Below are 13,862 nucleotides of genomic sequence, written 5' to 3' on the forward strand. Positions count from 1 at the left end.
TTCTAAATTTGGGTATGCTTTTGATGTCTTCTAATACATTCATTCGCATATCTGCGTTTCAATAATTCTAGAAACGAAGTAATGCGAACCCAGTGAAACTAGAAACATTACTAGTGGGTCATTTGGTATGAGTGTTGCCATTATTTTTGGCAATAGTTGTCCGCCGAAGAGGACGATGCGTACAGGCACCAGAACCACCAAGAGAGTGAAATCTTTGACGCGCTCTGTCTCGACGTTGCGCTCGTAATCCTGCCCAGACAAACGGCGTTGGTTGTTGGTTCCATCCAAAAGCAGTTGCTTCCAACCACTCAATAATTTGATAGGCTGTTTGCGGATGATGCCCCTCTAGAGCTCGGCGTTTGAGAATTCGTTGAATCGACTCAGCCATATTCAGCCAGCTACCGCCAAGAGGTGTGTAGAGCGGCATGATGCCATGAGCACACAGCCACAATACCAACTGGGGAGTTTTATGTCCGACCAAGTTATCCATCACTAGCAACATTCGCAGTGGCGGTAAGTCGTGTGGGAGTGTAAAGCGTACTTTCAACCCCTGCTGCCAACTTTTCCATAACCGTTGATTTTCTTCAGGCTTGAGTAATCGAGCTGGAGTTGGCAGTGATTGTACAACACTAGCTAATTCTTGCTTGAGCCATTCGTGCAACACAGCATTGGTACAACTGGTAACACCCTTAACTCGTACTTGCCCAGTAGCGGGATGGAATAGCGTTAACAGCTTGGCTGTGCCATTACGGATATATTCATGTTCTTGCCGTGTCGGTTTACCTACTGGCTGCCAATTGCTACCAGGGTAAGGAGCAGTGCCAAATGGTCCCGCCTCGTCTTCGCACCACACACTCAAGCCTAGCTTCTGTCCCTGAGTGTAAGCGCGTTCTATCAGTTTTTTTTTGCCACGGTATCTGGGTCAGTTACTACTACTAGCTTGCCTTTGCGTATGCGCTTCACCTGTCCAGTTTTTAACCAACTGCGGCTCTTTTGCCAGCTATAGCCCGCCTCTTTGAGTACCTGCCAAATTGTATAAGTACTGATTTGGGTTAAGCCATCAGGAGCCTGACGCAAAGCCCGTTGAAGTGTAGCTACTGACCAGGTTGCCGTGCCCTCTTTCTGCCGCTCTGGTTGACGCTGAAATTCGGACAGGATGCGTTGTTTTTCTGGTTCGCTGTATTGCACTACTGCCCCACCGCCATGTCGAGGCTGTAAGGCAGCTAAGCCTTCAACATTGAAGCGACTGACCCACTTGCTGACCGTATCACCACAGCGTAATCCTACTAACTGCGCTGCACTCGTGTAATCAGCCCCAAGAGCCACGGCTAGAATCGCTTTGGCCCGCATGACACTAGCAGATGATTGGGATTGAGAACGGCTCAGTTTTTTCAAGTCGGTTTGTTCTTCATCACTTAACGGTCGCAAAGGTGCTTTTTTTTGCCGTGTCATCACAACCTGAAAAACTATGTATCTTCACTTTAATTGACCATCCTTTTTATGGCAACACTCATACCAAATGACCCACTAGCACGCGATCGCACTATTCGCGTTATCGGCTTTGACGATGCGCCATTCGTGCGCCGACGCAGTAGCAGCGTCTCAATCGTCGGTGTCATTTGTGCAGAGACGCGATTTGAAGGGATGGTATGGGGAAAAGTGAGACAAGACGGCTGGAACGCCACAGATACAATGTCGGTCACTATAGTGAAAGCGGGAGTTCAGCTTAGCGCCTTAGCGTCTTTGCGCGACATTATCATTCGATCGCCAACTTAAAAAGTAGCACATTTACCGAGAGTTGAATTTCCCTACAATCGGCATGATGAGGTATGCGCTGAGATAGCTAGCCATGACCTCACAACCAGAGCGAATCGAGATAAAACTAACAATACCAGCTACCCATCCTCAATTACTAGAAGGGTTAGATCTGTGGTTGCGTCTGGGGTTGCTTTCTGAAACTCAAGTTATCCGAATTTGCCGCACTCACCTAGTTTGTGCCTTACCCGTAGCTGAAGTATCTCATCAAGAAGACTTTATTAGCACACCAGCAGTAGAACCACTTCCAGCAAGAACTCGTCCCGCACCCATACTCAGCCGGATTTTAGCTTCCCTCATGGAAGAAATTAGCGTCGTGTGGCTGCTATTTCTAGGCGTGTTCATGGTAGTCGTATCCTCGGGGGTACTAGCTGCGAGTCAGTGGCAGAATTTTTCCTCAGTCGGACAATATGCCATTTTATTCGGCTACACCTTAGCATTTTGGCTCGCGTACTGGTGGACGCGACAACGACCGAATTTAAGTTTGACAAGTAGGATTTTACAAGTCACTACCCTATCCCTAATCCCAGTTAACTTCTGGGCAATCGATGGGTTTCAGTTATGGTGGGATGGATTGGGATTAATAGTAGGAGCGATCGCAATTTTAAGTTTATCCGCGATCGCCTGGACGTTACTGCAAGCTGCATTACCGATTAGAGTGAATACTGTTGCACTCAGTTGGCTGCAATTGGGTTGGATAATACCTGGATTCCCCCTCATTGCCATCTATAGCGGTACGGTAGGGACAGCAGGAGTATTATGGCATCGGGTAGAAAAGCGTCAGGCAAGTTTAATAGATTTAGGGATTAGTGGCGTTGTTCTTGCTATTTCCACCTTACTGCTTTTGGGTAGGGGAGTCTTAAGTGCAGGCATACCCATAGATGCAATTGGCTTGGCGTTAGGGATTTGCGGCTGGGTACTTTGTTGGTTAACTCGCCGTCAGGTAGAACCTCTATTGACTCGCACGGGTATTGGATTATTAGTATTGGGTTGGATAGTCGCTGTCAATGTCGAACCACCTTGGCAAGCGATCGCAGTTAGTATTTTAGGTATCTGGTTATTAGCAAATCGTCTGCAAAGACTTTGGCAGATTTGGGATTTACTTGCCCTATTTTTTGTTGGATTGCAGGCTTACTGTTTGTTGTGGCGACTGATTCCCGTTGCAGGGAGGCAACAAATTATCGCCTTTGCTACTCAAATCGCCGGGGGTTATTTATTCTCAGGAGAACTGATTGGGCTGGCGCTTTTTCCTTATATTATTGTCATCATAATAGTTGCCTCGCGGTTGCGTCGTGCTTCTCAACCAAATTTAGCTAACCACACCGAAGGCAAGGCATTGATTTTAGGAAGCGTTCTTGCTTTATTTAGTTTATTCAATCCCTTGGTGCGATCGCTCTACTTACTAGCTTCTACTCTTACCTTAATAATTGTCCTTCGTCAGCGTCCAACTCGCGCCGCATGGTTAATTTATCTCACGCACGTAACAGGAATATTAACTTTATATGCATGGATAGGTTGGGGTTTTCCCAATCTTAATACTCGATTTTGGGCAGTCATTTTATTAATAAGCATGATAGCAGAGTGGAGTTATAGTTTAGCGATCGCACATCCGATTTGGCGACGTAGTGCGTGGTATATCGGTTTAGTCTTAGCAGGATTGAGTTATCCCTTGCTCATAACATCGAATCCATATTGGTGGGGATTAATTTGGCTAGCTACCCCCACCTGTCTCACATTTCTTGGTAATCGTGCTATTCCTCAAGCAAGATTAGCAAGTTGGCTGAGTGTTATTGCCTTACTTCTAGCCCAGATCCTAACTGAAGCTAGAGTAACTCCTTTATTAATGAGTACGACAGTCGCAACCAGTTTAATGTTATTCAATACGCAAAAATTGCGATCGCAACTTGCCGCAGCAATCACTATTGGATTTGGCTTGAGTTTTGCAGGAACTTGTCTGGGGCAAATTTGGGGAGTTCCCTTCAATTGGTTGCCAACATGGATTGGCGTTGCTTTGTGGGGGTTGTGGTTGTTACGTTCTCGTAGAAGCGCACAGCTGTGCGCTTCTACAGAGATTTGTCCCCCTACAGATATTTATGACCCAGCATTAGACGGTTGGGCGATCGCGCTGAGTATAATTAATTTAACTTTCCTAACTTTAGGTAGGCTAGAAGTTTATTCGATCCAAGATGTATATCTAGTTTTAGCAGCAGTTATAACCACAGGGGCAATTACTTATCGTAACTGGAAACAGCCGACAAATATAGGTTTCTATGGTATTGCCTGGGGTACAGAATTAGTAGTATCTAGTATCGTATGGTGGACTGTACCATCTTTTATAAATATTGCGATCGCCAATATAGGATTAGGACTAGCAACGCAATTAGGTGGCGATTGGTGGGTACGTCGTTCTGCCTTGCCTTACCTTTCTAGTTGGCACGTTATTCCACTTATATATATTGTTATAGGATTAATCTTCGCCCACTATACATTTACTGCCTACACAGGACTTTACACCTTAGCAGGCGCATTAGTAGGAATTGGTGTTGGACGGCGTTTACCTCTGCTCAAACCAATTACATTTATATCTGTATTTGGTATTTCCTTTGCGGTATACGAACTTTTAATTTATCAATTGATCCAATCCAAAGGAGGGCAAGCAGGGGATGGCATAGTCTTACTATCAACCCTAGCCTGCGCGATCGCAATTACATATCGTTTCTGTGCGCGTTGGCTCTTATTCTATTGGAAACTCGCACCCCAAGAATTACTTGTAATAAACCCATCTCACTGGGGAGTTGGTAGTCTTTTTTCCCTACTAGCATTAGGAGTGAATTTAAGTAATTTTGGCAGCAATCTTTGGCTAGTAGTCACAGTAATATTAGCAACTTATGCAGCTTGGCAAGGACGGAATCGCCATTTTGGGTATATTTGGCAGTCATACAATTCACAATTGCGATCGCCCACCTTTTAAATCGAATTTTACCTCTGTCTGCACTGCTAGATTGGTCGGCTGCGATCGCTTGTATTTATGCCTATATTTTATATATGTTACCTTGGCAAACTTGGGGATGGTCGAAACAACCTTGGCAGCGTTCTGCTACTGTTTTGCCAGGGGTAATTGTCTTATTTACATTTAGTGGAATTTCAATTCAAGGCTTATTTATTGTCGCTGCTTTTTACGCTTGGTTAGCAAGAGTAGAAAATAAAATCCGCCTCAGTTATATAAGTATTATTTTAGCTGATTGGGCAATTATTCGACTGATTCAAAATTGGCAACTTAGCGATCCTTTGTGGTATGTTTCCATATTGAGTGGTTCGTTGCTGTATGTTGTCCAAGTCGATCCGTCATTGCGATCGCCTACCGAAAAGGAAAAGCGTCACATTCTCCGCACTTTAGCTATAGGGTTATTTTGTCTGACAGCTTTGTACCAATCAGATAGTAGTTTATGGCAAGGAATTTTAACTATTTTTCTGGGTATAGGTTTAATCTTAGCCGGAATCGTATTTCGCACCCGTGCTTATTTATATGTCGGCACGCTAACTTTTATTACTAAAGTCTTGCGTCAGCTCTGGTTATTTATCGATAATTATTCTTTTCTACTATGGGCAATTGGTATTGTGGTAGGGTTGCTATTTATTTGGATTGCTGCCACATTTGAGGCTCGTCGCACTCAGGCGATCGCATTGATGCAAACCTGGATTCGAGAATTAGAAAGCTGGGAATAAAATTGTTTTTAGTGGTGAAAGAGTCACAGACAGAAAGCTTCCGGTCGATCGCTCCATACAAGGTAGTTATACAGAAGTTTTTGTATAGTAGTTAAACGTGGGGTGTTATACGGAAAAAGTCCGTAGAAATAGCCCGTATAAGATAGGTATTTCACTAACCTCGCCTTAGAACGACGAGGATTGCCCAAACCAATTTGGGTAACGCAAGAAGTGAATAGCCCATTGAGACTCGATTTGGTACAGACTTTCGGTTGCTTCTCTAGACCGAATTATCTCTAATCTCGATTGGTTCGAGAGTTGGGTAAGCCAAGACATCTTAATCGAGTTGGGCAAAGAGACTAAAACAAGTAATTGGGTTATACCAAACAATGTTACGAGTACCAGTTGTCGATTCAAACCACCAACCTCTAATGCCCACAACTAGCGCCAGAGCTAGAAAGTGGATAGAATCCGGCAAAGCAATTAAACGCTGGTCGGACAATGGGCAATTCTACGTCCAACTGACTATTGAGCCATCGGGACGCAATACCCAGGATATTGTTATCGGGATTGACCCAGGTAAAAATTATTCGGGAATTGGGGCTGTGTCTGCCAAATTTACTTTGTATACAGCCCACCTAATTCTACCGTTCAAAACGGTACGAGAAAGGATGGACAATCGGCGATTAATGCGACGTGGACGCAGAGGACGGAGAATCAATCGCAGGGTTGAGTTTTCTAAACGCGCCCATCGACAAAAGCGGTTTGCGAATCGTCGTCAAGGCAAGTTAGCCCCGTCGATTCGTGCCAACCGCCAGTTAGAACTGAGAATTGTTTCCGAATTGTGCAAAATCTATCCAGTCACGGAGATTCGTTACGAATACGTTCGAGCGGATGTAGACAAAACATCGGGACGCAAGGGAGCAAAGTCGGGCAAGGGTTTCTCGCCAGTGATGGTAGGTCAAGTATGGATGCTCGAACAACTCTCATCATTTGCTCCTGTTGTTAAAGTCGAAGGCTACCAAACAGCGCAGGTACGAAACTACCTTGGGCTAACTAAAAACAAGACTGACAAATCTAAACCTGAATTTAACACTCATGCAGTTGATGGCGTTGCGATTGCGGCATCTCACTTTGTCGAATATCGCAAATACCACAGATTAGATGTGGACGGGGCTGACTGGTTTGGCTCTATATCCATCACACCTGCATCATTTTTTGTGATTCGTCGTCCACCCTATTCTCGCCGTCAACTACATTTGATGGTTCCGTCTTGTGGCGGTATTAGACGCAAATATGGTGGCTCTACAACCCGTCATGGTTTAAGAAAGGGTGACTTGGTTAATTCCCCTTCATGTATTGGCTTTGTCTCAGGCGACACCGAAAGACAAATATCTGTTAGCGATGCAAGCTGGAAACGGCTTGGACAGATAGCAGCAAGCAAAGTCAGTTTAATCCGTCGTTCAAACGGGTTGGTTGTTGCTTGTTGAGTATAAAGCCGTCCTGCGCTTCGCGCGTATGACGGGGTTTCAGACCCACATTTCCTGATGACCGAACTTGCCATCTAACAATCCCGTTGCACGCCGACCTTATAGGGCAGTATCTAGTTCTGGATATAGGCTGGAATGGTGATAATATCTCCATGCGACACCTATTCATCTAAGTTCGATCGGTGATAAAGTCTGGGTGCAATATGATGATACAGAAGAAGGTGTAGTCACCGATCTGATGGAAGCAGGTATTTTAGAGAGAATATAGTGCTTGGTTTTCGACATCCAAAATTACGGCAGCATACGGGTTTTGCTGTAGCATAACGCTCGAAAGTGGCGATCGCAACATCACAAGTCATTACACGTAATGCTCTGAATTGGATTCGAGAATAGTCTGTTGTGCAAATTTTAGCCACCCAAAGCTTTCCTTAAAAATATATCTTTAGGGAAAAATAGACAATAACCAAACTGTTTCTTCAAGCTTATGCCTCAAAATTTCCGAATATGCTTCCTGTGACAGATGTAAGCAAGTATTTATTCTTAATACCTTAAATGGCAATGGCTGTAGATCCGAACTAAATTCGATCCTCCTTCAGTTCTTCTACACTAAGGCTTGAGTTGCGTCAAGCAATAGAGGGACTGAAAAACAATTTGTTGGTTCTCTTTAGCTACAGTCAAAATCTGCATAAAAAGCTAAGGGGTAATTTCATGACCATTCCATTAAGAGAAGATGTTGCCTACATTATTTTGAAAAAATCAATGAAACTGGGCAAGAATTGCATCCAGTAAAATTTACTGCTGATGACTTTATCGGTCGCGAACCAACAAAAGCCGAACTATTAGGACACTTGGATTATCTGAATCAAAAGCAGTATATTAATGCTGAATTTAGTGGTAATGCCTATGGCAACCAGGAAGACGTTCCCGATGCTGTAAATCCCAAAGAAGTTGATTTTAGAGTTGCTAATACCTTTGGTTCGTCTGATGGTCCTTTACCGCATTTGATTACTTTTAAACAAGCAGAATTGACAGAAAAAGGTCGCAGAATGTTGGAGAAAATGGAGGCAAAACCTCCAGAAGAAGAAAAAAGAAGGTCCATCAGTTCCCATTGCGACTAAAGACATGCCTTTCCTAGAAAAAGTCATGCTTAAAAGTGGACTTGAAGACCTCTTTGATGCTAGAGATGTGACAGAAGTTGTCTATCGCGTCATGCGCGATTTAATGACAACGGAAGCATCAGATCGAGTGGCAGAAGAATTAGAAAATAAGGAAGTTCTGCCGACAGAAGACAAAGCGTTGAAAATGGATGTAGCAGATCTTTGGAAAGATACTAATCCTATCGTTGGCTTTCTCAGCCGCGTTCGTCCACCTTTTAAAAAGCATCACGGTCCTGGTCTATTTAATATTGATGACGATCGCTTTTTGTTCCGAGTCAAAAACGAAGCGCCAATGGCAAAAACTGGTTTCGATTTAGATCGCGAACAGGTCGTTTCAGCCGTATTTTCTGCTACTAAAGAAGAATTATCGCAGGAACGGATTCAAGAAATAGCTCAATATCTTCCTGGTAGAGTTCGCGAGTTGTGGGACGCAGCTTAGGAACATTTGAAGTTAATTTTGAGTCAGGGTAGGAGACAACTCCTACCCTGTTTTGTCATTGGTTATTGGTTGTTTGTTACTAAACGATCCAACCCCTCTTGAGAAATAGCAGGTGGTATGTATTATTTGTTGCTATAATTCAATGTCGAACTACCCAAATGCTTCTCTAAAAGCAAAGTTTTAACTAACTATTACTAGAGCAATTTGGTTTATTTATATAACTCATCAGTTCAGATGCAGCCTGGGCTGGAAAAACAGTCAAATCTAGATTCACGTAAATATATATAACTGGAGAAAAAATGAAGAACTGTAGTATGAGGCGGCGCGGCTCGAGCGCAATGTGCTAGGTGTTATTTGTAGCAGTTTGACAATCGATTTACCTGCCGTTGCTATACCTCAAGTAGATCGCACGTCAGTACTGAACCATCTTTCTCATATCGCTACAGTAACACACACACACAACAGCTATATTTCACAAACTACACAAATTCCCCAAGTTTCGCCTGCTCCCGTTCAACCACCCCTACCCGAACAGCAGCCTCCTAATACGCAAGTGTCCCCTACCCCGCAAGTTTCGCCTACTCCCATTCAACCACCCCTACCCGAACAGCAGCAGCCTCCTAGTACGACAGTGCTATTGAATCAAGGCAAGGTTAGCATTAAGCTGATCAATCAGACAGGAGCAAAAATCACTTATCAAGCAATTGGCAATACAGCACCGCGATCGCTCCCAGGAAAATCAGATGTCACGCTCAAAACCTAGTTACACCTACAACTGTGACATTCAAGCGCGAAGATGGCGGATTGTTGAACGCAACTGGGCGATCGCCTACTCCAGGAGTACTAGAATTAATGCTCGAAGCAACCACCGACCTTGGAATAGATAAGCAATCTCTGCAAATTCAACCGACTGGAGACGTATTTCTGAACTAGAAATACAGTCAACTGTCTTCACGCAGTGTAGCGTCAACTGTTAACCGTCAACTAACCGACTCAATTACAATTTACAAACGAATAATTCTCCTCTTGATAGACTAGTATCATTGGGTTAATTTTGTGCTAGCACACGAAAACTCAAGTTATTTATTCCCCATCACCCATTCATGGTTACAGCAGTGAGTTTGACATCGTTTCTGCTTCCGCCTACTTTAGGTGCTTTTTGCCCTCCCTACCCCTGGATAGCCCTCTTCTCTACACAGGGGATTATGGTGATGCTACTAGCAGCCTATGCGGTTGCTATGTGGATGTTTCTCACCAGCGCCCCGAAAGTATATACCGTGATGGTATCTGACTTAGAGATTGCCCGTCAGCTTTACGAAGGAATGCTCAATCTCCCCGCTGCCGAAGTTCCTTTACACTACTACTACAATTACGAGCAAACCTTGGGCGCAGCTGGAACGATCGATCCTTACTACATCTCTCCTAGTCCCAGTTTTACCAGCACCAAAGGATTTAACGGTCCCGATGGATTGTGGTATCAACTCAAAAAACACCCAACTCCACATCATTACTGGAGCTAGTTTAGGGAAGAAAAACCAGCAGCGCCATGTCTGTTTGATCGCGAGTGTTTGGAACAAGTTCTGATGCGGGTGGAAATGATGAATTTAAAACACAAAATTCTCAGCCAGAAACCATTGAACTTTTTGGTGAAAGATCTGGACGGACAGATTATTGAGATGGCAGAAGTGTCGAACTAGGGAGTAGGAGTAGGGGAAGAAGAGAGCGGCTCTTGAGCTGGGGAAGTTGAGGGAGCTACTTCCAAGTCACAATTCACAATTCACAATTCACAATTCAACCCTACACCCCTTCATCACACACCACACGCTATTCATCACGCACCACACGCTATTCATCACGCACCACACATTCCATGCAGATTTATCTCGACTACAGCGCGACAACGCCGACTCGTTTAGAGGCAATCTCGACTATGCAAGTAGTGTTGACTCAACAATGGGGCAACCCATCTAGCTTGCACGAGTGGGGCGGACGCGCTGCAACGGTGTTGGAACAAGCCAGAATGCAGGTGGCTAGCTTAGTCAACGCCCGTAACGCCGAGTCAATTATCTTCACTTCCGGTGGTACAGAGGCAGATAACTTAGCAATTATGGGGTTGCCCAACGCTATAATAGTCCCCAGCACTTGATTATTTCTAGCGTCGAACACTCAGCGATCGCAGAGCCAGCACGGTTACTAGAACGGTGGGGTTGGCAGGTGACTCGTTTACCAGTAGATGGTAACGGGTGCGTAAATCCCGATCGCTTGCAAGCAGCACTTCAACCAAATACAGTTTTAGTTTCAATCATTTACGGTCAAAGTGAAGTTGGAACTTTACAACCAATAGAGACTTTGGGCAAAATATCCCGTTCCCACGGCGCATTGTTTCACACAGATGCCGTCCAAGTTGCCGGACGCTTGCCTAGATCTGCAACAATTACCCGTAGATTTGCTATCCCTTTCCAGTCATAAAATCTATGGTCCTCAAGGAGTGGGAGCGCTTTATATTCGTCCTGGAGTGGAGTTAGTACCGTTGCTGGGTGGTGGCGGACAAGAATCAAAACTACGATCGGGAACGCAAGCAGTACCAATTATTGCTGGATTTGGCACTGCCGCAGAACTCGCTGCTCAAGAAATGCCTGCGGAAACATCGCGCTTAGTGTCATTGCGCGATCGCTTGTTTGCTCAATTGGCTGACGTACCTCAATTAGTTCCTACAGGCGATCGCCTGTCACGTCTACCGCACCACGCTAGTTTCTACATGAAAGGCGCAGATGGCGAGAAAGTCAGTGGGAAAACTATCGTGCGGCAAATGAATTTAGCGGGAATCGGGATCGGCGCTGGTTCTGCTTGTCATAGTGGTAAGCTTTCTCCCAGTCCAGTCTTACTAGCGATGGGATATGACAGAGTTGCGGCTTTGAGTGGAATTCGCTTAACTCTAGGTAGAGAAACTACAGCAGCCGATATTGACTGGACGGCAACGGTACTTAAGCAAATTTTAGAGCGCCTCATACCTGTAAAATTACAGTTAACAGTTAACAGTTAACAGTTATCAGTGGTAGTTGGTAGTTGGTAGTTGCACAGCAACTCTCTCTTCTCCCCTCAGCTCTATTTCTCCTCGCCCCTCACTCCTTGCTCCTCGCCCCTCTCATATGACAGAATTTCCTCAGACACTAGAACAGGTGATCGCCCAAGCAGCAGTAGCCACTTCAGCGGCAATCGCAGATGGATATACTCGCCTGCAAGTGGAGTTAGTGATTCCAGAACTCAAACCGATGTCTGTTGCCGAGCAATTCTTAGCAGACTTTACTCAGTTCGGCTCCCAACTTAAGGTGTTTTTTCCCGATGCGGGTGCGGCGGCACTAGCACGCACGGCGAGATTTGGGGAGAAGTACCATTTAAAATTGTCGATATCGGCACGCGATCGCCTCTGGAAGAAAAGATCGAACCAGAGGATGGGGCTTTGTTATTTGTTTCGCCTTCTGCGGTAGAAGTCGAACGGGTAGAAAAGTTGTGCGAGTTAGCTACATGTCCTACATTGATGCTCAATCCTCGTTTAGAAGATGTGGCGATCGTCGGGATTGGTTACGCTGGAAGACAATTACGTACTCGTTTTCTCAATAATATTGAATCTTGTTACTATCTGCGCCCAATTGAAAACATCTCCGTGTTCCGTTCCTACCCTGGTGAATGGCAAATTTGGCGGGAAGTAGAAGAAGAGTTTCAGTTAATTGCCGAACAACCAACAAAACCAATGGGCGATGAAATTGATACTATTCTCTACGGGGTACAAGTCAATCGAATCCCACTGACACTACTAATACGTCTGGAGCGAGAAAACCAGGTATTTTCGCCAGTATGCAAAGATTTTTACGCACTTTAAGTCGATAAGAAATTAAGTCAGTCGTTCCATAGTTAATTCGCATACAAGCAGCCAAAAGCCTTACTAAAACTACATTTTTCCTTTTTGACTTTTAACTTTTAACTTTTTAAGCTACCGGATCGAGAGGTTGACAGAATTCATCTACACCTTGTTTTACAACGTATAACAAGACGGGCATTACCAGTAGGGTAGGGCAGATTTTAGCTGCTGTTAGTTGTTCGACTACTGGCGCAAAGGATTCATTTGCTAACGCAGATCGCAATTCTTGGCGACAAATAAAGGCACGGCATTTCTTTGCCAAACTAGATAGCCACTCTGCATTTGCTATATCTGGTTGCTGTCCGGCTCGAATTGCTAGTACCATAGCTGCATCTTCTAAATCTCCCTCACACTCTTCTATTTCTTGCAAAGCAGCAAGAGCATTGGGATAATTTGTCAATTCAGTCTGCAATTTAGCAACTTCTTCTAAAGTAACTTGCGTCATGGAAGGGTTGGGATAAAAAATTAAATCAGTGACCAGTTATCAGTGACCAGGCGCGACATGGATTGTTTGTGATGATAACTGATAACTGATAACTGTTCTTACAAACCTACTAATTCTCGCGACTCAAAATCAGTGAGTTGCTTGGCAATTTCTAGTCTTGCTTCTAGTTTGGCAACACTAAATTGATTGCGTAAATATTCTAAGTGCGCGATCGCATTAGCTTTATCGGCTGTCAGCCGCATGAGTGTATTGACTGCCGTTTGATATTCTTGATGAGTTAACAGAACTTCAAAGCGACGTGCCTTACGTTGAGTGTCGTTTTTAAGTCTACATCGAATGCCGATAGCCGATCGGCGTTTCCTTCTTCACGGCTAATTAGCTGTTGAACTGCCATAATCTGCGAGTCCAGTTCGTTTACTCTCTGGGCTGCTTGGACGATCGCGGCTGGGTAGTGATTCAGTTGCGTTACCATTGTCAATCTTCGACCAACTCAAATCTTATTTATGAAAAAGCGATAGAAGTTAAGCTATTAGCTACAATTTATTCGAGTCAATTTAGTGCTAATCGGCTTGTTGCTTTCTTCTTTATTTTAGCATTTTTGAGTTAGGTTAGAAGGTAGATAAACCTTTGCAGATAAATGTCTCCTGCTTTATATATACCTTAATTACATCGCACTTTGTTATACAATTTTAGCCTTAAACATATCTCTAAAATCGGTTCTAATGGCAACGACAAATCGTATATGCGAATTAAAATTTTCAATTTTATGTTATAATTAAGGTATTAGGTTTTCTGGCAAAATTCTCGTATTTTCATTAGTGGGACTTTGTAAGAAAGTTGGAGCAAATTGAGCTAGAATGCGGGTAGGAGTTGCGTTTTACGTCAGTCTCGA

11 protein-coding genes and 5 pseudogenes are annotated in these 13,862 nt (G+C 44.2%); 12 read left to right on the forward strand and 4 right to left on the reverse strand.

Annotation, left to right across the window (positions count from 1 at the left end; genetic code table 11):
- Positions 1-118 precede the first annotated feature (118 nt).
- Together N4J56_RS17970 and N4J56_RS17975 are read right to left on the reverse strand one after the other, a co-directional pair.
- A complete protein-coding gene (locus N4J56_RS17970; RefSeq protein WP_317105834.1) occupies positions 119-853 on the reverse strand; it encodes a transposase in 735 nt (244 codons plus the stop codon).
- Positions 854-894: 41 nt separating this feature from the next.
- Entirely contained in the window at positions 895-1,452 is a 558-nt protein-coding gene (locus tag N4J56_RS17975) for a helix-turn-helix domain-containing protein (protein WP_317105833.1), read from the reverse strand.
- Between the two features lie 48 nt (positions 1,453-1,500).
- Between N4J56_RS17975 and N4J56_RS17980 the strand changes: the two are divergent.
- The 12 genes and pseudogenes from N4J56_RS17980 to N4J56_RS41105 form a co-directional block, all read left to right on the forward strand.
- Positions 1,501-1,698, forward strand: a pseudogene (locus N4J56_RS17980) (DUF99 family protein); the annotation flags it as partial.
- 151 nt (positions 1,699-1,849) lie between these two features.
- On the forward strand, positions 1,850-4,786 hold the full coding sequence (locus N4J56_RS17985) for a hypothetical protein (RefSeq protein ID WP_317107678.1): 2,937 nt from the start codon (positions 1,850-1,852) through the stop codon (positions 4,784-4,786).
- Positions 4,744-5,541 carry a hypothetical protein gene (locus N4J56_RS17990; protein ID WP_317107679.1) on the forward strand — a complete coding sequence of 266 codons (798 nt, stop codon included), beginning with the start codon at positions 4,744-4,746 and terminating at the stop codon, positions 5,539-5,541. Before N4J56_RS17985 ends, N4J56_RS17990 begins: the two co-directional genes overlap by 43 nt.
- A gap of 368 nt (positions 5,542-5,909) precedes the next feature.
- Positions 5,910-7,010, forward strand: coding sequence for an RRXRR domain-containing protein (locus N4J56_RS17995; RefSeq protein ID WP_317107680.1), 1,101 nt, complete (start codon positions 5,910-5,912; stop codon positions 7,008-7,010).
- 196 nt (positions 7,011-7,206) lie between these two features.
- Positions 7,207-7,278 (forward strand): hypothetical protein, encoded by a 72-nt coding sequence (locus N4J56_RS41095; protein ID WP_410500529.1) that lies wholly within the window; start codon positions 7,207-7,209, stop codon positions 7,276-7,278.
- A gap of 508 nt (positions 7,279-7,786) precedes the next feature.
- Positions 7,787-8,128, forward strand: coding sequence for a hypothetical protein (locus N4J56_RS18000; protein WP_317107681.1), 342 nt, complete (start codon positions 7,787-7,789; stop codon positions 8,126-8,128).
- A gap of 4 nt (positions 8,129-8,132) precedes the next feature.
- Complete coding sequence (locus tag N4J56_RS18005) at positions 8,133-8,606, forward strand: DUF2267 domain-containing protein (RefSeq protein WP_317107682.1); 474 nt, start codon at positions 8,133-8,135, stop codon at positions 8,604-8,606.
- Between the two features lie 364 nt (positions 8,607-8,970).
- The gene (locus N4J56_RS18010) at positions 8,971-9,369 is read left to right on the forward strand and encodes a hypothetical protein (protein ID WP_317107683.1); all 399 of its coding nucleotides are present in this window, start codon (positions 8,971-8,973) and stop codon (positions 9,367-9,369) included.
- Positions 9,370-9,383: 14 nt separating this feature from the next.
- Positions 9,384-9,539, forward strand: a complete 156-nt coding sequence (locus N4J56_RS18015; RefSeq protein WP_317107684.1) for a hypothetical protein — start codon at positions 9,384-9,386, stop codon at positions 9,537-9,539.
- 170 nt (positions 9,540-9,709) lie between these two features.
- Positions 9,710-10,303 (forward strand): annotated as a pseudogene (locus N4J56_RS18020) (glyoxalase-like domain protein).
- A 173-nt stretch (positions 10,304-10,476) separates the two neighbouring features.
- A pseudogene (locus N4J56_RS41100) lies at positions 10,477-11,649 on the forward strand (cysteine desulfurase family protein).
- 106 nt (positions 11,650-11,755) lie between these two features.
- A pseudogene (locus N4J56_RS41105) lies at positions 11,756-12,494 on the forward strand (DUF1995 family protein).
- A 98-nt stretch (positions 12,495-12,592) separates the two neighbouring features.
- Here N4J56_RS41105 and N4J56_RS18055 read toward each other — a convergent pair.
- Positions 12,593-12,970 (reverse strand): hypothetical protein, encoded by a 378-nt coding sequence (locus N4J56_RS18055; RefSeq protein ID WP_039717019.1) that lies wholly within the window; start codon positions 12,968-12,970, stop codon positions 12,593-12,595.
- Positions 12,971-13,068: 98 nt separating this feature from the next.
- Positions 13,069-13,442: pseudogene (locus N4J56_RS41110) on the reverse strand (hypothetical protein).
- Between the last annotated feature and the right edge of the window lie 420 nt (positions 13,443-13,862).

It is taken from the genome of Chroococcidiopsis sp. SAG 2025, from assembly GCF_032860985.1.
Taxonomy (GTDB): Bacteria; Cyanobacteriota; Cyanobacteriia; order Cyanobacteriales; family Chroococcidiopsidaceae; genus Chroococcidiopsis.